The 22395-nt window shown below is 57.5% G+C and carries 12 protein-coding genes; 8 read left to right on the forward strand and 4 right to left on the reverse strand.

Annotated elements, in window-relative coordinates; translation table 11 throughout:
• Nucleotides 1–22 precede the first annotated feature (22 nt).
• Nucleotides 23–1501 (reverse strand): arylsulfatase, encoded by a 1479-nt coding sequence (locus tag Enr13x_RS34930; RefSeq protein WP_145391560.1) that lies wholly within the window; start codon nucleotides 1499–1501, stop codon nucleotides 23–25.
• A gap of 109 nt (nucleotides 1502–1610) precedes the next feature.
• Nucleotides 1611–2690: a DUF3500 domain-containing protein gene (locus tag Enr13x_RS34935; RefSeq protein ID WP_145391561.1), complete on the reverse strand. Its 1080-nt coding sequence runs from the start codon at nucleotides 2688–2690 to the stop codon at nucleotides 1611–1613.
• 348 nt (nucleotides 2691–3038) lie between these two features.
• Between Enr13x_RS34935 and Enr13x_RS34940 the strand changes: the two genes are divergently transcribed.
• From Enr13x_RS34940 to Enr13x_RS34975, 8 genes are all read left to right on the forward strand, one after another.
• On the forward strand, nucleotides 3039–3575 hold the full coding sequence (locus Enr13x_RS34940) for a sigma-70 family RNA polymerase sigma factor (protein ID WP_145391563.1): 537 nt from the start codon (nucleotides 3039–3041) through the stop codon (nucleotides 3573–3575).
• Nucleotides 3572–4954 (forward strand): FecR domain-containing protein, encoded by a 1383-nt coding sequence (locus Enr13x_RS34945; RefSeq protein WP_145391572.1) that lies wholly within the window; start codon nucleotides 3572–3574, stop codon nucleotides 4952–4954. The genes Enr13x_RS34940 and Enr13x_RS34945 overlap by 4 nt, the downstream gene beginning before the upstream one ends.
• Complete coding sequence (locus Enr13x_RS34950; RefSeq protein WP_145391574.1) at nucleotides 4951–7506, forward strand: DUF1592 domain-containing protein; 2556 nt, start codon at nucleotides 4951–4953, stop codon at nucleotides 7504–7506. The genes Enr13x_RS34945 and Enr13x_RS34950 overlap by 4 nt, the downstream gene beginning before the upstream one ends.
• A gap of 53 nt (nucleotides 7507–7559) precedes the next feature.
• The gene (locus tag Enr13x_RS34955; RefSeq protein ID WP_145391576.1) at nucleotides 7560–8912 is read left to right on the forward strand and encodes a DUF1552 domain-containing protein; all 1353 of its coding nucleotides are present in this window, start codon (nucleotides 7560–7562) and stop codon (nucleotides 8910–8912) included.
• An 84-nt stretch (nucleotides 8913–8996) separates the two neighbouring features.
• Nucleotides 8997–10268 carry a DUF1552 domain-containing protein gene (locus Enr13x_RS34960; RefSeq protein WP_145391578.1) on the forward strand — a complete coding sequence of 424 codons (1272 nt, stop codon included), beginning with the start codon at nucleotides 8997–8999 and terminating at the stop codon, nucleotides 10266–10268.
• 45 nt (nucleotides 10269–10313) lie between these two features.
• On the forward strand, nucleotides 10314–12824 hold the full coding sequence (locus tag Enr13x_RS34965; protein WP_197455589.1) for a DUF1588 domain-containing protein: 2511 nt from the start codon (nucleotides 10314–10316) through the stop codon (nucleotides 12822–12824).
• A gap of 116 nt (nucleotides 12825–12940) precedes the next feature.
• Nucleotides 12941–14332: a sulfatase gene (locus Enr13x_RS34970; protein ID WP_145391581.1), complete on the forward strand. Its 1392-nt coding sequence runs from the start codon at nucleotides 12941–12943 to the stop codon at nucleotides 14330–14332.
• Nucleotides 14333–14429: 97 nt separating this feature from the next.
• Nucleotides 14430–15977 (forward strand): sulfatase family protein, encoded by a 1548-nt coding sequence (locus Enr13x_RS34975; protein ID WP_145391583.1) that lies wholly within the window; start codon nucleotides 14430–14432, stop codon nucleotides 15975–15977.
• Nucleotides 15978–16120: 143 nt separating this feature from the next.
• Here Enr13x_RS34975 and Enr13x_RS34980 read toward each other — a convergent pair whose 3' ends face one another.
• Nucleotides 16121–21613 (reverse strand): beta strand repeat-containing protein, encoded by a 5493-nt coding sequence (locus tag Enr13x_RS34980; RefSeq protein WP_145391585.1) that lies wholly within the window; start codon nucleotides 21611–21613, stop codon nucleotides 16121–16123.
• 56 nt (nucleotides 21614–21669) lie between these two features.
• Nucleotides 21670–22338, reverse strand: coding sequence for a PEP-CTERM sorting domain-containing protein (locus tag Enr13x_RS34985; RefSeq protein WP_145391587.1), 669 nt, complete (start codon nucleotides 22336–22338; stop codon nucleotides 21670–21672).
• Nucleotides 22339–22395 lie beyond the last annotated feature (57 nt).

Consider the following 22395-nt stretch of genomic DNA (forward strand, 5'->3'; position numbering starts at 1 on the left):
ATCGGGGAGACTTGCATCGCGATCAGATTCCTTCCGGCGCCCATTCAGGGATCCCTTTTTGTTCGAGTTGTTTGTGGTAGCGGATCGCCAACGGCTGTTCCGCCGGCTTGACCCTGGGCAGGTTTTCGTTGACCAACAGCGGAGTCACGGACGCCCACCAAGCGTCGTAGGACATGCGCAAATTGCCGACGACGTCAGAATGCGAGTCGGCAACATCCGTCGTCTCACCCGGATCGGCAGAAATGTCGTAGAGCTGTTCGTTGTTGACGAAACGCCAGCGATCGGTCCGCACCGCGCACTTTTGGAACTTGAACTTATCCTGATCACCAGTCGGCCAACGACCACAATGGAAGAACAGTTCGCGGTCGGCCCACTCGGCCTTGGGATCTTTCAACAACGGCAAGAGTGACCGCCCGTCAAATTCTTGCGCATCATCAGGCAACTTCGCGCCCGCCAGGTCACAAAACGTCGGGTACAGATCAATGTGTGCCGCCAGCGCATCGATGTCGACGCCTTCTCCCAACACACCTTTCCAATACCAGAACGCGGGCACGTGCGAACCGCCTTCGTTGGGCGAATTCTTGCCGCCTTTCAGGTCGGCGTTGAAGTGCTTGACCCTCTTGCCGTTCAACTTGCCGCTCAAATGAGTCGCCCCGTTGTCGGTCATGAAAATGACCAACGTGTGATCAAGTGCGCCCCACTGGTCAAGTTTTTCCATCATGCGACCGAAATTGTCGTCGATGTTTTCGATCATTCCGTAGCGGCCCGCCGTTCCCTTGTCCCAGCCTAGATCCAAAAACCGCTCGGTGTATTTCTCTGGGGCAACCAGCGGCGCATGTGGCGCGTTGAGTGCGATGTAGGCAAAGTAGGGATTGCCCGATTGATGTTGCTCCTTGATCCAAGCCAAACCGGATTGAAAAAACAGATCCGTGCAAAAGCCCTTGGTCTGGACAATCGTGTCGTTGTGCAGCAGCACGTTGTCGAAGTAGACATTTTCTTTATTAGGCGGAAAATCGCCCAGCGGGACTTGTCCGATTCCTCCGGCCCCATGGATCAGGACTTCGTCAAAGCCACGGCTGCCGGGCAAATACGCTTCCTCGTCACCCAGGTGCCACTTGCCGAAGATCCCCGTTTTGTAACCGGCGTTCTGCAAAGCCTGCGGCATCGTGAACGTACTCAGCGCCATCCGCTCTCGCTGCATGATGGTGTGTGTGACGCCGTTCTTAAACGGAGCACGTCCGCTCATCAGTGCGGCTCGGGTCGGCGCGCATGTGGGGCTAACTTGAAAATCGGTAAAACGCGTTGCCTGCTCATAGAAGTGGTCGATGTGCGGCGTCTTGACGACTTTGTTTCCCATACAGGAAAGATCGCCCATCCCTTGATCGTCGGTCATGACCAGCACGATGTTCGGACGACTGCCCTTGAGGGTTTCTGCTTCCGCGAAACCAGCGAAGGCGACTAGCAGGAGGATTCCCACGCTCAATGCAACAGATGACTTCATGATTGGTTCCTTCAATGGGCTCGTTCAATTCGAGACACGCCACAGTGGCGGTTGCGCCGCCACGAATCCATCTCGCAAAGCTGTGCAAACCGTCGTCGCACTGTGGACGTCACTCTTCGACTTGGTGATGCGGACTTTCCAGCAGGTGTTTTCGAAGCAGGTCTTCACCGTAGTCGTTGCCCGGTTCGCGAAACACGGTGTGAATATGGTTGACAGCGCCGGAGTTGCGTCCGGGAGGGAAGTGGTTGTCGAATTCGATGATAACGGTGGGACCGTGGATCCGGTAGTAATATGGCTTGCCCTCCTCTGTGCCAGCCCATGCAAAATAAATCTTTTCTAACCCGGCGGCTAAGATCCGATCCATTTGGATGTGGGCAATGTTGTGTTCGTAGTTGTGAACGTATTCATTGATCAGAGAGATCAAGAGTTGTCGCTGATCAGCATCGAGATCCGATGCAGGCAAACCAGTCGGCGTCTTCAGTTGGTCGCCGCGTGTCGGACCGGTGATCACGTCACGGGGTGCAATGTCGTCAATGACCGCTTTGGCACGCTGCTTCTTATCGAGAGATGCGAAGAACTGTTTCCCTTTTTCATCTTCCGCGCCTTGAACCATCCACCCCGAGTACGTTCCCTCTGGCAGTCGGGCAGGGTCGGATCCCATGAATGCGGGTCTGACCGAAACTTCATCCCCAATCACCGTGATATTCAGCGCAAGGTGATGTCCGTCCAATTGCCATCCCCACGAGCTGTCCTTGGCCGGATCGCCAAAGACGCCGATCCAATAAAGATCATGTCCAAACATGGGCGTATTGTTTGGGCGGCGCTCGGCAGCCATCGCCTTCAAAAGCTCATCAAGGTGCATGATCCCTGTCGTTTTGAGATAACCTTGGCTACTGAGAGTGCTTTGAAGCAGTTGATGCGCAAGCGATCGTTGCTGGGGTGACATCTCTTTGAAACTAACCCCCTCTCGCTTGAATGAAGTCGCCGGGAGATTGCTCCACGCCCGACGCTCCTTGTCGCTCAGGGTAAATGAAGCTTGTTGTCGCAGCTCTGGGCCGAGGCCTTCAAGAAAGGCGACCGCCGCCTGACGAATTTCAGCCACCGGAGCCTTGTGTGGCACCTTCTTTTCTTGAGCATTGGTGACAGTGACGCCGACGAGGAGAATCACAGGGAGAAAGAATGGTTTCATGTTTAGTTTTCCTTGGCGGAATTCGGGAAAGTTGAGATCCGGTCATCCAGTTTACTCCTCAAAACCGACCTTAGGTTCGCCATTGAGACCGCAAAAGTCGGCCATTTAATCCGTTAGGAGTGCGTTTTCAGCTTGGTCCAAGACGTTCCCTGCATGCAGCTACTCATCTCAGCAGCACAAAATTCGGAATCCATTCTCGCAATTGGTGTCAAATCGTCTGTTTCTTTGATTTTTCGTGGCTGGCGTCCACACCGGGCCACCCCACGACTCCTCGCGGTGTTGAGCTCACAATAAAAAAATGTCAGAAATTCCTGCTAATTCCTTGTGGCGTATTGGAATGACTAATTGATGAGCGAAGCACCAATCCATCTCGACGAGCATACTCTGCAGGTTCAAACCCTATTCGTGCAGCACCAGCAGGCGGTGATGGCGTTCGTCTTGTCGCTTGAGCCGGGGATTCACGACGCGGAGGAGATTGTTCAGGAGACGTTTGTCACGGCCAGTCGAAAAGCCGCGACATGGACCGCCGGGACGAACTTCCTGGCCTGGGCTTGCGCGATCGCACGGTTCAAGACGATGGGTTTTCAACGTGACCGCGGACGTCAAAGCCGTCGGTTGGCGGAAGATGTCGTTGAACTGCTGGCTGAGCACACCGAAGACGACTTTTCGGAGTTTCAAGGACAGGTTTCGGCATTGCGTGAATGCTTGAGAAAGTTGGCTCCGAAATCCCACGAGCTTGTCAATCTTCGCTATCACGCGGGCTTGATGCCCGAGCAGATTGCAGACGAAATCGACTGGACGACCAATGCGGTTCGGGTCGCCCTGACGCGGGCTCGCAACACGCTGCGGGAATGTCTCGGGCGATCCGGAGAGAAGGCTCTATGAACGCTGAACGGCTGAGTCAGTTGATCGACGCATGGCGTGACGATGATCTCTCAGAAACGCAGGCCGAAGCGTTGAATCAGATTCTTCGTGAGTCCGAAGAAGCTCGTCGAACGTTTTCGGCCGAGTCGCGGTTGCACGGCTTGCTGCATTGTGCCGCGGCTGAAGACGCCGTGGAGCGCGTTTCCGACATCCCTGCGGCAACACTGCAGAGCGGAAGCCGAACCTTGCGTAGTCGTCCTTGGCCGGTCTGGCTGATGGTGGTTTCCGCAATCGCAGCAGGCCTGGTTGTCGCAGTGGGGATTCAGTGGTGGCATGGGGCATCCGCGACAAAATCGATTGCAACGCTGACGTCGAGCGAGAACGCAGCCTGGGAAAGCGAGTTGCCGACGACACCGGGATCGGAGTTGACGCCGGGGTTGCTGAGTCTGAGGACCGGTGTCGCCACGGTACGGTTTCATTCGGGCGCAGAGGTGATCGTTGAGGCGCCGGCGCAATTGGAGTTGGTGTCATCGATGCGCGGCAAATTGTTGTCCGGGGCGGCCGTGATTGACGTGCCAGACTCGGCGATTGGGTTCGTGATCGAAACGCCGGATGGCTACGCCGTCGATTACGGGACTCGATTTGCCGTGCGTGTCGACCAACAAGAGAAACAATCGAATTTTGAGATTATCGAGGGTGAAATCGCTGTCCATCATCCAGGCAGCGGCAATGAGGTACGGCTGACCGGCCAGGGCAAATCCGCGACGGTGTCCGACAAGTCCCTGGTTGTCGTGGACCCCGAGCAGGAGGACGACGTCACAAAGCCATCGACCAATGTCATTCGAATCGGAACAGGCGGGCGGACCGGTTCAGCCATGAGGCGAGATCAGAAGCGTCACAAGTTCATCGCCAGAGAGTTGCTGTCGGTGAAGCATACCGAATCAGGAAAGTGGGATCACCGATCGTTCTTTGCATTCGACGTGAGTTCTGTCGACCTGAATCAGGTTGCCGCGGCACGACTGCGGTTGAACCTCGTACCGTCGACACGCGGACTTGCATCGCGTTTGCCAACGGTCAATCGGTTCGGGATTTATGGCCTGACAAATCGCGACAAGGATGACTGGAAGTATGGTGGCACGTGGGACGAATCGCCGGGGCCCGAGGACGGTGTCTTGCTGGGCACGTTCGAAGTCCCTCGCAGCCAGCAGCGAGGGACCTTTGGTATTCAGAACGACCACTTGCTGGACTTCCTGAAAGCCAACCACGACCGACCTGTCACGTTTATCCTTGTCCGCGAGACAACGCAAATTGAAGGTGTTGGTGCCGGCTTGACTCACGTGTTCGCCAGCGACTCACACCCGGAATACGTCGGCCCCATGCTTGAATTCACCTTGCCATGAGACTTGCTTCATCACTATCGCTTCTCGCCTTGCTGCTTTGCTGCACTGTCAGTGCCGACGGCCCATCGCCCGAGCAGCAGGCCGTCATGCCGACGAAACATCTGGCGGTCTTCGAAAAGTACTGTTTCGACTGCCACGACGCGGCATCGAAAGAAGGGCAGCTCGACCTTGAATCGCTCTCACTGGAGATCAGCCGGGACATTCCGACTGCCCAGTGGTGGTCACAGATTCTGGCGGCACTCAATGCCGGCGAGATGCCGCCGATGGATGCCGAGCAAATCACGGATGCCGAAAAGGCGGCGCTGCTGCAAGATCTGTCCGTTCAGATGGTGAAGGCTCGCAACATCCTCAGTGACAGCGGCGGCGAGATCACTCTCAGGCGACTCAATCGACGGGAGTACCAGAACACGCTCGAAGCGCTGCTGGGCTTTCGCCCCGATGTTTCCAGCCTTCCAGCCGACGACAGTACAGGTGGATTTGATACCGCGGGAGCGTCTCTGTTTTTCTCAGCCGACCAGTTTGAGCAATATCGCGCAACGGCGACGTCCGCGTTAAAGATCGCGTTGTCCGATCGAAAGAAGCCTCGCTCGGAGGTCCATCGCGTCGAGCCTGAAGAGACGCACTCGAAGGAATACTTTGATCGGGAGGAGAGTTTACTTGACGCCATCAAAAGAGCCGATGCGTTCCTGGCACAGGACAAAAAACCGCCTCAGGATTTTGGTTTTCGCGATTTCGCCCATGCCAAGAAGCAATCGGAAAGATCGCGAGTCCACCTGAAGCAGATGCAGGACTACACACGCCGTCCTCAGGCTAAAGATGGTGCGTTTCTGCTTCGCTATGAAGGGCATAAACGACCGTCGATCAGCACACCCAAAGTCAGCACGGCCGGCGGGCGCTACATCTTGCGAGTCCGAGCCGGGGCTTACGACGATTCACCTCAGCGGCAGCGATACCTGGAATACGGGATCGGCAATCCGAAGGAGTATCGGGTTCTGGGACAGGTCAAAATACCGGGAACGGTTTCCAAACCGACGGTCGTCGAAGTTCCCATCGATCTGGATCCGGGAACATCGGGCGCGTTTCAAATTTTGTGGCGCGACTACAAAGAACAGGCCTCCCGATTCGTGACTCACCTCTTTCAGAGGGAAATCAATGGTATCGGTCAATTGCCGGTCGTGTGGGTGGACTGGGTGGAAGTGGAAGGACCTGTCTTCGATGAGTGGCTGAATCCGGCAAAGGACGATCTGGTACCACCGCGACGCAGCGGTGAGGATCACGCGAGCTACGCTCGACGGCTGATCGAATCATTCGCGACTCGAGCCTTTCGCAAGCGGCCGCCTGCCGATGAATTTATCGACAAGCTCGTCGAGCGGTATCTGGCAAAACGCAAGAACGGCAATCACCATGTTGCATCGATCATCGACAGCTATGCGTTGGTCCTGTCCTCCCCCAGCTTTCTCTACATGCTTGAGCCGCGAGGCAGTGATCAACCGAAGCGACTGACCGATCGAGAACTTGCGGTCCGCCTGGCGTATTTCCTCTGGAGTGCTCCGCCGGACGCTGAGTTGTATGCGGCGGCGGACGCAGGAACACTCTCGCATGGCGACATGCTGCGTGCTCAAACGGCTCGTCTGTTGAAAGACCAAAGATCCAGTGAGTTCATCAACAGCTTTGCTCATCAGTGGCTGGACATGGTGCGACTGGACATGTTCGACTTCGATGCCCGGTTGCATCCAGAGTTTGACCAGGCCGTTCGACGTAGTGCCCGCCAGGAAGTTTACGCCACCATCCGTCACGTTCTGGATCAAAGGCTGCCACTCGGGACACTGTTAAAAGCAGACTTCGTGATGGTCAACGATGTGCTCGCGGACTTTTATTCTCTGCCGGGTGTTGAGGGCTCTCACTTCCGCCAAGTTCCTCTCCCCGCAACGTCGCCTCGCGGCGGCCTGCTCGGCACGGCGGCGATGCATGTGATGGGTGCTGATGGAACACGATCCGTGCCAGCGGTCCGTGGGGCGTGGGTTCTGACGCATCTGTTGCACGATCCACCGCCGCCTCCGCCGGCCAATATTCCTCAGTTGAGTCGCTTGTCAGGTGAACCTCGCAGCGGTCGCGATCTGCAAACGCTTCATCAGGAGGCGCCGCAGTGTGCTCAATGTCACCGCAAGATCGATCCGATCGGATTCGGCTTGGAGAACTTTACTGCCGCCGGTCTTTGGAGGGATACAGAGACCGTTTACGTCGAGTCGTCTAATGCGAAACAATTCAAGCTTCCCAAGTCTGCATCGTTTGACATTGATGCGTCGGGAGCACTGATCCGAGGCGAAGCGTTCAGCAACTTCTTTGAGCTTCGCGATGCGATTGCCAGCTACGACGACGCCTTTGCGCGTGGATTTACAGAACATCTGATCGCGTATGCGCTCGGGCGTCCCTACCAGATCTCTGACCACAACCTCGCCACCGAAATCACACAGCAAGCGTCCCGAGAAGGCGATCGAATCGACGCGTTCATCCATGCGTTGGTACAGTCGAAAGCCTTCCGAAGGAAGTGAGATAGAGGGATGGGGAGATTGAACGCAACGCTAAAAGCAAAATTGAGCAAAATATGAACACTAGAAAAGTCAACCGCAACACGCAGTCACCGAACTCCCCCTCTCCCCGCCCCTCATTCCCTCCTTCTCGAAGAGCATTCCTTGCCAGTAGCAGCGCCTTGATCGCTCTGCCATTCCTTGAATCATTCGGCTTCCGAAGGTTTGCGTCCGCCGCCGAAGCGACGACGACCGCTCCCAAGCGTCTGGTCTTTTTGGGAATGGGATATGGTGTCACAACGGACACCTGGTATCCGGACATCAACACGCCCGGAGCCGACTATGAGCTACCGGAGTCACTGCAGCCGCTGGCCGAATACAAACAGGACATCACGATTTTTCAAAACCTGGAACATGCCAATTCGAGGGATGGGCATTCCGGTTCCACTTTCTGGCTGACCGGTGCGGACCGTTACGCGATTCCCGGCCAGAGTTTCCACAACACGGTTTCTGTTGATCAGGTGGCTGCGGCTCAGTTCGGCGGCGGGACCCGATTCACTTCCCTGCACCTCAACGGCGGAGACGACAACGGTCATGGCCCTGGTTCCATTTCCTGGAACAACCAGGGCAAGCCGATTGCCGGGATGCCGCATCCGGTGGCGATGTACCACAAGCTATTTTCGTCCGACAACATGCCCCTGGCCGAGCGTCAGGCACTGTTGGCCGACGACCGTTCGGCTCTTGACACCGTGCTGTCCGATGCCCGGTCGGTGACGAAGGGGCTCACGAAGACCGACAAAGACAAGATCGACGAGTACTTTCAGTCGATTCGCGAAATCGAAATCCGCATCGCCAAGGATGAAAAGTGGCTGACCGTTCCGAAGAAGCAGCCAGCCAGCCCGATTAAAGAACCATCGGACACACTCGAGGGCATTCCGGAAGTCGAAATGGCCTATGACCTGATGTTGGCCGCCATGCAGGTCGACGCGTCACGAGTCTTCACCTACCGCATGCCGGGTGACAGTTTCGTGAGCAGCCTCGGTTCCAGCTACTCCGTGCACAACCTGAGTCACCATCCCGGTTCACCGGAACGCACTCGCGATTCCATTCTTCGCGACCAGAAGAACGCCGAGTTGCTGGCCGGATTCATTCGGAAGCTGAAGGAGTCGAAAGAACCCGATGGTTCCTCGCTCTACGACAACGCGACGCTCACGTTTGGCAGCAATCTGCGGACGGTCCACAGCCTGGACAACTGTCCGACGCTGGTCACCGGCGGCGGTGCTGGATTCCAGCACGGCCGTCACCTTGTGATGGAAAAGAAGACCCCGCTGTGCAACCTTTGGCTCAGCATCCTCCGCGGCAGCGGCGTTCGAGCCGAAACGTTCGGTGACGCGACTGGCGTTATCGACGAACTGTTTCAGACATCGTGATGCCTATCCCACTTAGTGTTCCGACGATCCTTAGTGCCGGGCCTCACGGTACAATTGATGCCTCACACTCATAGAGAACCTCACATGTTTAATCGACGTTCATTTGTCCAGACGCTGGGAGGCGGCGCTCTCGCTCTGCCATTGCTCGAGTCGACCTCTATGGCGACAGCGGCCAACGCAAAAGACACGCCTTCACGGTTGCTGGTCGTAGGCAACCCGTACGGCGCGCACCCCGAGCACTTCTTCCCAGTGCAGTTCGGCAAAGACTTCCGCTTGCCCAAAACAATCCGTTCGCTGGAGTGGCTTCGCGATCGGATCAGCATCCTGTCGCACACCGACCACAATATGAAAAGTGGGCATGGACGGGAAATTTCATTCCTGAGCGGTGTGTTGCCGGACATGAGTGCGGCATTTGCCGAAAAGAACATGTCGATCGACCAGATCGTGGCTCGTCGTGTGGGCGCCAACACCCGATACGCGTCGTTGCATGCCTGTCTGGGGCGAAGTATCCGGATGAGTTGGAATGCGAACGGTGTCGATATCAAACCGTTCACCGACGTGCAAAGGATGTACGACCACCTGTTCCAGAACCTGACCGAAAAAGAGCGGCAAACGGCGAGGCAGTTGCTGCATCAAAACAGCAGCGTTCTGGACGCCGTCCGCGAACAGTTCGCCGGCGTACGCAAGCGAGCGTCACGCAGCGACCAGGTCCGATTGGACTTGTACGCGAATTCGTTGAGAGACATGGAGAAGAACCTCGTCAACCGAGAAAAATGGGTCGATCGCGATAAACCCTCGCTCGATCTCTCGGAGTACTTTCAGGGAAGTGAGATCACCATCGAAAACGACTACAACGCGGTTTTCGACATGGTGGCCTATGCATTCCAAACCGATCTCACTCGCGTTGCCGTCATTGGATATTCGCCAGAGTTGAATTACACCGATGTCGATGGTGTCAACCGTGGTTATCACGGCTGCACACACAACGGCAAGAACGAAGAGACGGTCGCTGAACTGGTCGCCATTGAGTCGTTTCAAGTCGAGCAGATGGCACGCTGTCTGAAGAAGCTCGATGACACTCCCGAACCGAACGCCGATGGCAGCATGTTGGATCACACGGTCGTGATGTTCGGCAGCGGCATGGGCTATGGAGGCACCCACTCCAACAAAAACCTTCCGATCTTGGTCGCCGGCGGCGGGCTGGAACATTGCGGTCACGTCGACACACGCGACTCAAGTGGCAACAACATGCCGTTGTGCAATCTGTTCCTGGCGTTGCTCCAGCATTTCGGACTGGAATATGAGCAGTTCAACCAAAGCACGGCGGCGTTCGATTTCAAAACCGGCAAGGCGTAGCTTCAACTGCAGAACATGATCCACTGGACGTTAAACTCAATCGAAATGACACGACGAACTCAAATCGTGATCGCGAGCCTGATCGCCCTGATCGCAATCCCGAATCTCGCTCAGGCTGACCTGGGCATCCTCAAGCAGCACTGTTCAGCGTGCCACACCGGCCCTAATCCGGAAGGCGATTTCAGCCTGCACGACTTGCGGAAGTCACCGGATCAAAAAAACCTCGCGCATTGGGTCGAAAGCCTCCAGCGGGTTCGCGATGGCGAGATGCCTCCCGCCGAAGAAAACAAAATGACCAGGCAGGAAGTTGCAGAACTGCAACAGTTTCTGCAAAAGCAAATCGTGCTTTTTGAAGAGCGCGTTGAACAACCGCTGCAGACGCCGCCGCGACGATTAAATAACCGAGAGTTCGAGAACAGTGTACGTGACGTCCTGTCGCTCGATCACATTGGCACCCACGATCCGCTTGCCATGCTGCCCGGTGACACTCTGCATGACGGGTTTGACACTCATGGCGAATCTCTCGGCATGAGCGAATTTCATCTGGATCAGCAAGTCACCGCCATTCGGCGTGTGCTGGACAACGTCATCCTGTCGGACGAACAACCCACATCGCAGCAGTTGACGGCCACCGCCGATCAGATGTTTGTCGTCGACACGGACAATCGACGGCGTGGTGACAAGACGATCCGTCGTGATGACGGTGTTGAGCTGAAAGACCCTGAAGATCAACTCTATTGCGAAAACTTTCCCCACACGAAATCCGCTGGCTGGTATCGGATCACCGTGAAAGCCAAAGCACTCGACCGGCACGTCTACTCGCAAGACAAGACGGGCATCTATGACGACGACCCATTGATTCTGAGGATGGAACTGGGAAGCCGCCATGTCGATTTGCCGCTGGATGAAGGAGCGATGCAGGAATTCACCGCGACCCATTGGCTGGCTGAAAACACACCGATCCGGTTTTCATTCCAAACCGACGGGCTGAGGCTGATCGGCAACGGCAACTTCAAATTCCAGCATCGGATCGCTCACGATTACATCAAGACGCACGACCCTGACTTGTACCAACGCATCGTCAAGGAAGAAGTTCCCAACGCGAAATCCCGAAGCACTCAACCGAGTCATTGGGTTCACTGGGTTCCCTACTGGCAGGGGCCAAGACCTCTTCTGTCGAGCGTGGAAATTGAAGGCCCGTTTTACCAATCGTGGCCGCCGCAACGACAAGTCGACCTGGTTGGCAGGCAACCGACGGTCGCCAATGCGGCGGCGATTCTGAAACCGATCGCCCAGCGAGCCTGGCGACGCGACGTCTCCGACCAGGAACTGGCACCCATCATCCGGCTGGTTGAATCTCAATCCTCGTCGCTGGGAGAACTCGGTGCGATCCGAGAAGGCATCGTGGCGCTCTTCGTTTCGCCTTCGTTCCTAATGCTGAACTCCGAAGACGTGACTCCCGAAGAGCTGTTTGCCGTCAAGTTCAGCTATTTGCTCGGCAGCACCACGCCGGACGCTGACTTGATTGCCCGGGTCCGCAAGGGAGAACTCGACTCGTTTGGTGCAGTTCGCGATGAGCTGAAGCGACGGATTGCCAACGGCAAGGCGAACGCGTTTCTTCGCGAGTTTCCGTATGGATGGTTGGAACTGGACCGCATCAACTTCATGTCTCCCGATGTTGACCAGTATCCGTTGTACGAGAAAAAACGGCTCAATGAAGATATGGTCAACGAAGTGCTTGCGTTGTTTCGTCACGTCGCGGAGAACAACCGGCCGCTACCGGAATTGCTCAGCGGCGACTATTCCTTTGTCAACGCCGACCTGGCGAAAGTCTACGGGCTTGAAGGTGTCCCCAGCGATTCGGTGTTGCGGAAGGTCACCTTTGGCGACGGCAAACGCGGCGGCTTGCTGGGCGCGGCAGCTTTCTTGACGCTGACGGCCGACACGCTCAGCACCTCGCCCATCCATCGCGCGGTTTTCGTGATGGAAAATTTCATGGGCATCCACCCTTCTCCACCGCCGGCAGATGTAGAAATCCTGGAACCCGATGTTCGCTCGGCGCGAACGATTCGAGAAGTGCTGGACGCCCACAAAAGCGACGCATCCTGTGCCGCATGTCATCTGAACATTGATCCGTTCGGATACGCGTTTGAGAATTTTGACCCGGTCGGTGCATGGCGTGACGAGTACATCGATGTATCCCAGAGAGCGGATGCGGATGAGGCTGGCAATTCAAAGAAACGTCGCGACCGCACGCCTTCATTTGAAGCAATTCCGATCGACGCGTCTTCCACGTTTGTCAGCGGCGCCCAGTACAAGGACATCACCGAATTCCGCCAGCTGATGCAAAGCGATTCCAGCCGCGACCGATTCGTCCGTTGCTTCGTCACGAAAGTCCTGACGTACGCGAACGGAATCGAGCCTGAGAATTTCACCGAAGTGGAATCGATCGTCAAACAATCCGCGTCGCACGACTACAACAGCATCGAAACGCTGGCAGCCATCATCCACAGCCCCCTGTTCCGTGAGTGCAAAACGTCAGAATCCGAGCGTTAGAGACAAGTGGGATAGGCTTCTAGCCTGTCGATGCTGAAACGACAGGCTGGAAGCCTATCCCACTTATTGTTCCGACGATCCTTCAATATGAAGACACTGCCGAGAGGTCGAACGAGATGAATTCGATACTGAGAGCCATCCTAATCCTGATCGCGTCGACCTGCGGCCAGGCGATTGCAGGTGCGAACGACGAGCACGCGGACAACGGAAAGCAACCGAATATCGTGTTGTTTTTCGTGGACGATCTGGGCTGGTACGACCTTGGATACCGCAACCCTAAATTTGAAACGCCCCACATCGATCAACTCGCCAGCGAAAGTCTCGATTTTCAGCGGGCGTACATCGCCAGCCCGACTTGCAGTCCCAGTCGAGCGACCTTGTTGACCGGCAAACATCCGGCACGGCTGCAAATGGTCCGCCACATCCCGAATGACACGAAGCATGGGTTTGACGAGTTTGGACGGACGGACAAAGAATTCAACTTTTGGGAGGGCGACCCTGCAAAGTTCCCCTGCCGCAACTGGCTTCCGCTGGAACACACCAGTTACGCCGAGGCGCTCAATGAACTCGGATACTACAACCAGTTCTTCGGCAAGTGGCATCTTGGTCACGAAGCTTTCCATCCAATCAAGCAGGGCTTCGACGGGCAAGTTGGCACGACCAACGCGGGCCATCCAAAGTCTTACGATCCACCGTTCTTCAAGAACTCCGATGTCTTCGCCGACGTGCAGGACCGGTATCTAACGGACGCGTTGACAGATCAGTCAATCCGGTTTATCGAGCAGTATGACCGGGCACAGCCGTTCATGCTTTCGATGTGGTACTACAACGTTCACCGACCGCCGGTTGGACGCGCCGATCTGGTGAAGGACTTCGAGGCGAAAGGGTACAGCAAAGTCGACGCAGTCTATGCGGCTCAAGTCAAAGCGGTTGACGAATCGGTTGGTCGCATTCGTCAAGCCATCAGGGAAAAGGGCATCGGTGAAAACACGATCGTGATTTTCCTGTCCGATCAAGGCAGTTGGTATCAGAACCTGCCACTTCGGGGAAACAAACGAGTCGACACGCTCTGCGAAGGTGGCGCTCGCGTCCCGCTATTGATTCACTGGCCGGGCGTCACGAAGCCGAAGTCGAAGAACAACAGCCTCGTTCAATCGACGGACCTGTTTCCGACGCTCGTCGAAATTGCCGGCGGTGATCATGCCAAGCATCCCGACCTCGACGGTGTTTCCCTGGTCTCAGTGATTCGCGAGAACAGCACGCTCGATCGTGGTGAACCACTATTCGGCTACCGCGCCTATCAAGACCTCTACGCCTCCGTCCGAGAAGGTGATTGGAAACTGCTCGCCTACCGCAGTGGCAAAGTCAACCTCTACAACATCGCAGAAGACGAGAGCGAACAAAACGATCTCGCGCAAACTCGGCCCGGCATCGCGAAGCAACTCACGAAGAAACTGGTCGAGTGGGAGGAGCGGATGAACGTCGAACAATACTCCGGGGTGAAGTGACGTCATCCTTTGAAAGAATGGAAGGCCGCCCATGGTCTCTCCGGCGAGGTTGGCATCCAGGGTTCATGACGAAACACGAAACACAAATTTGCAAAACATGAAATCTTTGTTGCTCACAGCCCTGAATGTTCTCTTGCTTGTCACCGCCAACGTGTCCGCGCTGGCGGCAGACTCCCGGCCGAACATTTTGTGGATCACGATTGAGGACTGGAGTCCCGATCTTTCGTGCTACGGCACGAAGGGCATTCACACGCCAAACGTGGACCAACTGGCTGCGGAGGGCATTCGCTACCAGCGTGCCTTCACGACTTCGCCGGTCTGTTCGACATCTCGTTCGGCGATGATGACCGGTTTTCATCAGAACTACATCGGGGCGCATCAACACCGGACCGAGGATAAAAAGCCGCTGCCGTATGGCATCCGTCCGATCCCGCATTTGCTTGCCGATGCCGGGTATTACACCGTCTTGATGAGTTGGAAAACGGACTGCAATTTCCTTCCCGACAAAAAGGACGAGCTGTTCATGGATGTGAAGGACTGGAAGAACCGCCAGCCGGATCAGCCCTTCTTTGCCCGCATCACGTTCGGTGGCACACACCGATCTTGGAATCGTGATCCCGAGCGGCCCATCGCGATCGAGGACGTTGAATTGCCACCGTACTACCCGGATACGTCGTTCATACGCCGCGATTGGGCGAACGGGCTGGAGCAGATGCAGCTCGTCGATCGTGAAGTCGGAGCGATTTTGAAGCGGCTTGAGGATGAAGGCTTGGCCGACAACACGATTGTGTTCTTTATTGGCGATCATGGACGCTGCCACATTCGCGGAAAACAGTTTCTCTACGACGAAGGAACGCGAATCCCCATGATCATGCGCTGGCCCGGAAAAGTTCAGCCGGGACAGGTCAATGACGATATGGTGATGTCGATCGACATCTGTGCGACCGTCCTCGAAGCGGCCGGTGTCACCCCTCCGGTGCCACTGCACGGCAAGAGCTTGCTGAGCGACGAGGTTAAGAATCGCCGTTACACCTTTGCCGCCCGTGACAAAATGGACACGACGCACGACGCGATGCGCAGCATTCGGTCAAAGGAATACAAGCTGATTTTGAATCTGATGCCGGAGCGGGCTTACTGCCAATTCAGTTTCTACAAAGAGGGCGCGTATCCACCGCTCGCCGAACTGAACATCCTGAATCTGGAAGGCAAACTCACGCCTGAACAAGCCGCTTTTCTGTCACCCAATAAGCCGCCGGTTGAATTATTTGACTTGCGCAGTGATCCGCACGAGGTCAACAACATTGCCGATGATCCGAAATACGCTGACGTGAAGTCCGAATTACTGACCGAACTCAATCGTTGGCGAGAAGAAGTGATTCGCGATCAGGGAGTTTCCGACGCTTTTCGCGCCGAAGGCGTCTTCCCGTTGGAGCGTCCCGCGGAGCAAACGGTGGGTCAATGGGTCCAGGATCATGCAGATGAATATGACTTCAAGACCCACGGAGTTCCTTCCTGGTATCCAACGCGAACACTCCAACAATGGCGAGCGGTGCGAGAGATCTGGGAGCCTTGGGTGTTCCGCGATGTCGACAGCGAGATGAAGCGTCCTGTGATCCCGTTCACGAAAAAGCCAAAAGGCCTGTAGGAAGTAAGAACGCCGATATCGCGTTGGAGCATTCTGTTGCGGAGCGTCAGTGAGTCGTTGAAGAACACTCGCACGCCGCCGGTGAACAGACTGTCGTCGGTAAGCACGGTGTCCGGATTCGTTTGCGTTCGCGTTCCATTCGGTCAGGGGAGAAGGATCCGGCGATAGTTGGATTGAAATGACTGCAAGTCCTGGGTGTCGACATCGCCGTCGCCGTCGTAGTCCAGCGCTGAATTGAACCCTGCGTCGCCGACGCCGCGGTCGTACGTTTGCAGCAGGAATAGATAGTCTCGGCGGTCCACGTCCCGGTCCCCGTCGGCGTCACCGAAGAGCCGGAAGAAATCGTCGGTGGCGGAGACGCCCGCTTGGCCGTCACCGTCACCGTCCAGAATGTTGCCGACCGTGTCCGTCACCTGAGTGTCGATCACGGTCAGCGTGTAGTTCCCGTCCGGCAGCGACCCACCAATGATCCCTGGTCCGCTAAAGGTCAACGTGGCGACCGTTTTTCCGGCCACGATTTGCGAGGACACCGTGGGCACGAAGGTGGTGTTCGTTGTCGTGTTCTGCACCGAGAATGAGCTGGCGTCCGCCGAAACGATCTCGCTGAAACGAACGGTGATTTCGGAGACCATGCTGCGCTGCGCATCACCGCCATTGATCTCGATCTGCTCAACCTGAGGAGCGACCGTGTCAAGCATAAACTGGTCCGCCGCATCGGTTGACAATGCGATGCCGGCCGCGTCTTCAATGCCCGAGCCGGCGTGACTGAGTTTTAGCTCGTAAGTCCCATCGTTGGTGGTGACGGACGAAAGATCGATCGTGTATTGACTGGCGCTGATTTCGCTGACAGCGAGGCCGCCGATATCGACGCTTTGGCCATTGTGCGTCAAAGTGAAGTCGCTGATTTCCACGCCGCTGACGTCTTCGCTGAACTGCACGGTGACGATTCCGGCCGGAGAGTTGCGCGGGTCCGGGGTGACATCGACAATGTCGACCGTCGGCGGAGCGATGTCGGTCACGGTGAACTCGGTCGCATCATTTTCGCCGGCTTCCGAAGGCACGCCGTTGCCGTTGGGGTCGGGATCGGCACCGGAGTCAGATCGATCGATGTACAGCACCCCGCCGGGATCCGTTGACGTCACGACGGACTGATTCGAGTAAACGCCGAGCCCGCGACCTCGATCGGTGATCGTCGTGAGTGCCACAACGATCCGGATCTGTGCCGTCTCGCCTGCTGGAAGCGTACTGCCTGCGGACAGGAGGTCGGTGGCGTTTCTTCCGTCATACGCCGCGCTGAGTGTCAATGTGCCGGGATCGCTGACCAACACGGGAGCCGATGCGAGCACGTAGTTGCCTGCGCCAAACGTACCGTCCAGATCATTCACTAGCGTCAGATCGCCAGCCGTTTCCGTGCCGAAGTTCTCGACGAAGAGGTCGATCGTGATCTGATTCCCCGCGACAGTCACGGTGTTTGCTGCTCCCACAACAGCGGTGCTGTGGACCTCGAAGGCTCCGATGTCGGGTACGGCATCGCGAGTCACACCACGCTGATCCGTCAGGGGAGCGCCGGTAACTGCGCCGGCGTTGATCGCGGGCGAACCTGGCAGCAGGCCGTGCGTCGCGGTCGGGCCGCCGTTGTTCTGCAGCGGGCCGAGCAGGGGATCGCCGGTCAGGGTGTTCAAGAGACCGGAGGGAACGTTCCCGTCTCCAACCAGATTGTTCGTGCCCGAAAACGATCCGGGGGCGGCTGATGGAATCAGATCGCCGCCCGACGGGCTACCGGCCACGATCGTGTTCTGCAGCGTCGCCGTGCCTCCGTTGTTGTAGATGCCACCGCCCAGGGTGGCGGAGTTTTGGTGGATCGTGGTGTTGGTGATTATTGCGGTGGTGCCGGCTCCGAAATTCTCGATCGCCCCGCCGGTCTCCGCTTGGTTGTCAGAGAACGTAGCGTTCGCCAACTGCAAGCTGCCGTGGTTGATGATCGCGCCACCGCCGTTGCCGGCCGAGTTTGACGCGAAGGTTGACTCGTTGATGGTCGCGAATCCGAAGACACGGATCGCTCCTCCGTTGACCCCGGCTTGGTTGGTCAGGAAAGACGAACGGTTGATCGTCACCGACCCGTCCGTATTGATCGCCGCACCGAGAGAGGCTTCGTTGGCGATAAAGACCGAATCGTCGATGTGAAGATTGGCACTGTTTGCGATCGCGCCGCCGACATCGTTCGCCGGTGCCTGACCGCGTGTGAAGGTCAGCCCCTGCAAGGTCACGTTGCCGGCCGATCCGGGGATATTGAAAAGTCTCGTGGCATCCTGCCCGTCCAGAATGGTCAGGGACGATCCGTTGCCCATGATCGTTAGATCTTCGGTGATCGTCAGTTCGCTGTTCAACAATATCGTGTCGGGCGTGGCATCCAGGAAGTTCGTTCCACCTGATGCCGAACCATCACCAAACGTGATCGTGTCGGGGCCGGGGTTGTTGTTGGCGAAAAGGATGGCTTCGCGGAGACTGACGCCGGTGCCGAGCTGGGGAACACTGGCACCGTCGTTTTCGTCGACTTGTGTGGTGACGATCAGCGATTCGCTGAGTAGTTGCCAACGGGTGCCGAGTCCAGAATCCGAACCGATGCGTTGGTAGACGTCGCCTGCTGAATTACGTGTCAGAATCGAGCCATCGTTGGCGACCAACAGGGTCTCGCCGATTCCACCTGAATCGACGGGCAGTTCGCCGTCGGCCCAGCGATAGACCGCCAGGGAGTTTTGACCCACGAACCAGGTGGCACCATCACCGGCCGTCACGGACACCAGTGGCGACCAGGACGTTCCGATGCCGTCGGCCGATCCGGTGCGTGCGAAGACCATTCCGATGTCGTTTTGCACGACGACGGTACCATCCTGTGCCAGGCCAATGCGAGTCGCCAGACCACCGTCGACCCAGACGGGATCCTCGTCCGTTGGCTGACGATAGACTCGAAAGTCGTTGCCGACGGCGACAGGCCCGAGATACCAGGACGCGTCTCCTGTCGTCACGATGGTGGATCCGATGTCTTCCGGCGTTTGCTCGACCGCGCCGATGTCGACGCTGCCGAACTGTATCCGCCGCACGCCGCGTTGATCCGTGGCGAGCGGTGTGCCGCCGACCGTGCCGTTATCGGTGGCATTGGCGTTGCTGCCGGCGTCGATGGCGGGACTGCCGGGCAACAGGGCGTGCGTGGCGGTTGGGCCACCGTTGTTTTGCAGCGGGCCGAGCAGCGGGTCACCGGTCACGGTGCCGGTCAGCCCAGTTCCCGAGCCGTCTTGAACTAGGTTGTTGGTCCCTGAGAATGTTCCGGAGCCGAAGGCATCATGCAAATCCCCGCCCCAGGGGCCAGCCACGACCGTGTTATTCAGCGTCGCCGTGCCGCTGTTGTAGATTCCGCCACCGACGTTGGACGTATTTCCGGAGATCGTTGAGTTCGTGATCGCCGTCGTCCTACCATTGTAGATGCCGCCGCCAAGGCTTGCGGACGAGTTTCCGGAAAGCGTCGAGTTGGTGATCGTCGCCGTGCCGAAGTTGACGATGCCGCCGCCGATCTCGCCGTTGGCCGAGTTTCCGGAGAGTGTTGAGTTGGTGACCGTCGCCGTGCCACGGTTGAAGATGCCGCCGCCGTGTTCTTCGGTCGAGTTTCCGGAGAGTGTTGAGTTGGTGACCGTCATCGCGCCACCGCTTTCGATGTAGACGCCGCCGCCGCGCATGGCCGAGTTTCTCGTGAGTGTTGAGTTGGCGACCGTCGCCGCGCCACCGGACTCGATGTAAATGCCACCACCCAGACTGACGGGAAACGTCCCGTTGGCGTTCCCGCCTGTGATGCTCACATCGTCCAGCGCCAGGTTGCCGCCGTCGAGCACGTGCAACACACGTTCTCCGATACCGGGATTGCTACCGCCGGAGGCCAGGTCACTGCCGCCATCGATGATCGTGTTCGCCGCACCGTTACCCTGGATCGTGATCTCGGACGTGATGTCCAGATCGCCCAACTGCGCTGTGTCGTCTAGCGGGCCCGTGAGCGACAGCAAAATCGGTGTGCCGTTCAACGATGGATCGAACGTGATCGTATCGGGGCCGGGATTGGCGTTGGCCAACAGGATCATTTCGCGGAGACTGCGGTCGCCGTCGTTGTAATCGCCGTCCACTTCGTCCACGGCCGTATCGACTTCCAGCATCAGCGACTGGACCTCGAACGCGCCGATGTCGACACTCGCACCGAAGCTGCGGACAAACGGCGCGCCCCGCTGGTCGGTAGTCAGTGGCGTGCCGCCGGACGACACGGGCGTGCCGTCTGCGGTCGCGTGATCGTTACTGCCCCTGTCGATCGCGGGCGAGCCGGGGACGAGGGCGTGCGTCTGCGTGGGGCCGCCGTTGTCGGCCAGGGTCGTGTCGAGGATGTCCGCAATCGTGGTGGAGGTGTTGGCGAAGGTCTTGTCCGTCGCGGCGAGCGTGATGTTGGACGGAACGCCAACGAAGTTCGCGCCATTGCTGTTGAGGGTGCCCGCAACAGAGCTGAGATGGGAGAGGTCATCGTTCGCGCCGCCCGCCGTGTTTCCTGCGATTACGCTGTTGTGGATGTTCGTCACGGGGCTGGTGTCAAACGAACTTACGCCGCTGATTCCTCCGCCAGCACCCGAGCTCGTGGTGTTCCCGGTGATGGTTGACTGAATGACGTTGAGCCTTGAAAAATTCGCGATCGCCCCTCCGCCATTCCCGAATACCGAAGTTGCAGAGTTGCCCGACAGCGTCGATTGAATCAGAGTCGTCGTGCCACCGTTGAAGATCGCGCCGCCAGTTTCGGCCGCATTGTTGGAGAATGTCGAGCCTGTGACGGTCAGTTTGCCAAAAAAGTTGTCGATCGCGCCGCCGCTGGTGAATGCGGACGAATTAGAGAATGTCGAGCGCGTGACTATCAGCGTGCCTCGGTCGTTGCTGATCGCGCCGCCGCTGCCGCTATCCGCCGAATTGTTGGAGAATGTCGAGCCTGTGACAGTCAGCGTGCCAAGAAAGTTTTCGATCGCGCCGCCGCTGCCGCTATCCGCCGAATTGTTGGAGAATGTTGAACCCGTGACGGTCAGCGTGCCAAGAACGTTTTCGATCGCGCCGCCGCTATCCGCCGAATTATTGGAGAATGTCGAGCCCGTGACGGTCAGCGTGCCGTAGTTGTCGATCGCGCCGCCGCCGAAGATCCAGCTCCCGCCGGAGAGTGTGACTTCCGCGATGGTGAGATCCGTGGCGGATCCCACCTCGAGAATCCGGAATTCGGGCGTGGCAGCGCTGGTGTCGCGCTGGATCGTTCCGTTGCGGATCGTCAGCCCGTTCCCACCATCGGCAGCGATCCGTGGGAGTCCACTATCCCGGAAAGGCAGGGCGGCTGTCAGGGTGAACGTGTTGCCGCCGAGATCGATCTCGTCCACTTCGCCGTTGACGTTGGCCTGGTCGATGGCGGAGATCAGGTCGGCCACATCGCTGGGTGTGAACGCGGCGAGTAACGCGCGAACCTCCAGTCGCTCCAGCCCCGCCCTCCGCCGCATCGCGCGGCGGGCCGCTTTGATCTTTCGCCGTCTGTTTCTGGTAGCTCGCGTCAGCGTATCGATGAATGAATTCAACATGGTGAGTTCTTCGTTTGGTGTGAAGTTTTCGCGGACCAACAACGTCTGGCCGCCTCTCAAGCGACAGAACGCAAGTGCGCACAGGATTCAAATTTCCTTCTGAATCGGCGGAAGGCTAGGCACGCGATTGCGAAACCAAAGATCAAGGCACTGCTCGGTTCGGGGACAGTGCTGTTTGTGATGGCGCTGGTTGTGATGGTCGCGAAACCGTCGGTGATCTGCGCATCCAACGCGATTCCCCAGCCGGAAATCAGATCGTCCGTGAAGGGATCGAAGTCGGTAGCGCGAAGGTATGTGACCTCTCCGGGAACGTTCCCGGCCGTGAAGGTCAGCGTTCCCAACAGAAGGCTGTTGCCAGTGATTGGCGCAAACGGATCGGCAACGCTGTCGACAAAGCCCGCGCTGATGCCAGGATCGAGGCTCAGGTCAGGTCCCAACAGCAGGTCGTCGAACGCCGCCGACGGCTGGATGTCGGCCAACGACAAAACGGTCGCCGGATCGGTCGGCGGTGTGTCATTGAAGAACACTCGGACGCCGCCGCTGAACAGACCGTCGGTCGTGAGCACGGTGTCCGGATTCGTTTGCGTGAGGAAGATCTGTGTTTCCACGGTCGCACCGGGCTGAACGATGTAGTTTGCCTGGTCGAAGGTGAAGATCAGTCCGGCTGACGCGGTCGGACTCACGAAAATGGTCAGAATCAAAAACAGTAAAGAGGTTCGTTTCATCGGAAGATTCCTGAATGTGAGCGGATACGTTCTCTGAAAGGTGATCGTGGTGGCGAC

It is taken from the genome of Stieleria neptunia, assembly GCF_007754155.1.
Taxonomy (GTDB): domain Bacteria; phylum Planctomycetota; class Planctomycetia; order Pirellulales; family Pirellulaceae; genus Stieleria; species Stieleria neptunia.

Bases quoted from the DNA above. Each gene is read 5' to 3' on its own strand.
- Enr13x_RS34975 (WP_145391583.1), top strand. From the start codon at position 14,430: ATGAAATCTTTGTTGCTCACAGCCCTGAATGTTCTCTTGCTTGTCACC.
- Enr13x_RS34980 (WP_145391585.1), bottom strand. From the start codon at position 21,613: ATGTTGAATTCATTCATCGATACGCTGACGCGAGCTACCAGAAACAGA.
- Enr13x_RS34930 (WP_145391560.1), bottom strand. From the start codon at position 1,501: ATGAAGTCATCTGTTGCATTGAGCGTGGGAATCCTCCTGCTAGTCGCC.
- Enr13x_RS34970 (WP_145391581.1), top strand. From the start codon at position 12,941: ATGAATTCGATACTGAGAGCCATCCTAATCCTGATCGCGTCGACCTGC.
- Enr13x_RS34940 (WP_145391563.1), top strand. From the start codon at position 3,039: ATGAGCGAAGCACCAATCCATCTCGACGAGCATACTCTGCAGGTTCAA.
- Enr13x_RS34985 (WP_145391587.1), bottom strand. From the start codon at position 22,338: ATGAAACGAACCTCTTTACTGTTTTTGATTCTGACCATTTTCGTGAGT.
- Enr13x_RS34960 (WP_145391578.1), top strand. From the start codon at position 8,997: ATGTTTAATCGACGTTCATTTGTCCAGACGCTGGGAGGCGGCGCTCTC.
- Enr13x_RS34955 (WP_145391576.1), top strand. From the start codon at position 7,560: ATGAACACTAGAAAAGTCAACCGCAACACGCAGTCACCGAACTCCCCC.
- Enr13x_RS34965 (WP_197455589.1), top strand. From the start codon at position 10,314: ATGACACGACGAACTCAAATCGTGATCGCGAGCCTGATCGCCCTGATC.
- Enr13x_RS34950 (WP_145391574.1), top strand. From the start codon at position 4,951: ATGAGACTTGCTTCATCACTATCGCTTCTCGCCTTGCTGCTTTGCTGC.
- Enr13x_RS34935 (WP_145391561.1), bottom strand. From the start codon at position 2,690: ATGAAACCATTCTTTCTCCCTGTGATTCTCCTCGTCGGCGTCACTGTC.
- Enr13x_RS34945 (WP_145391572.1), top strand. From the start codon at position 3,572: ATGAACGCTGAACGGCTGAGTCAGTTGATCGACGCATGGCGTGACGAT.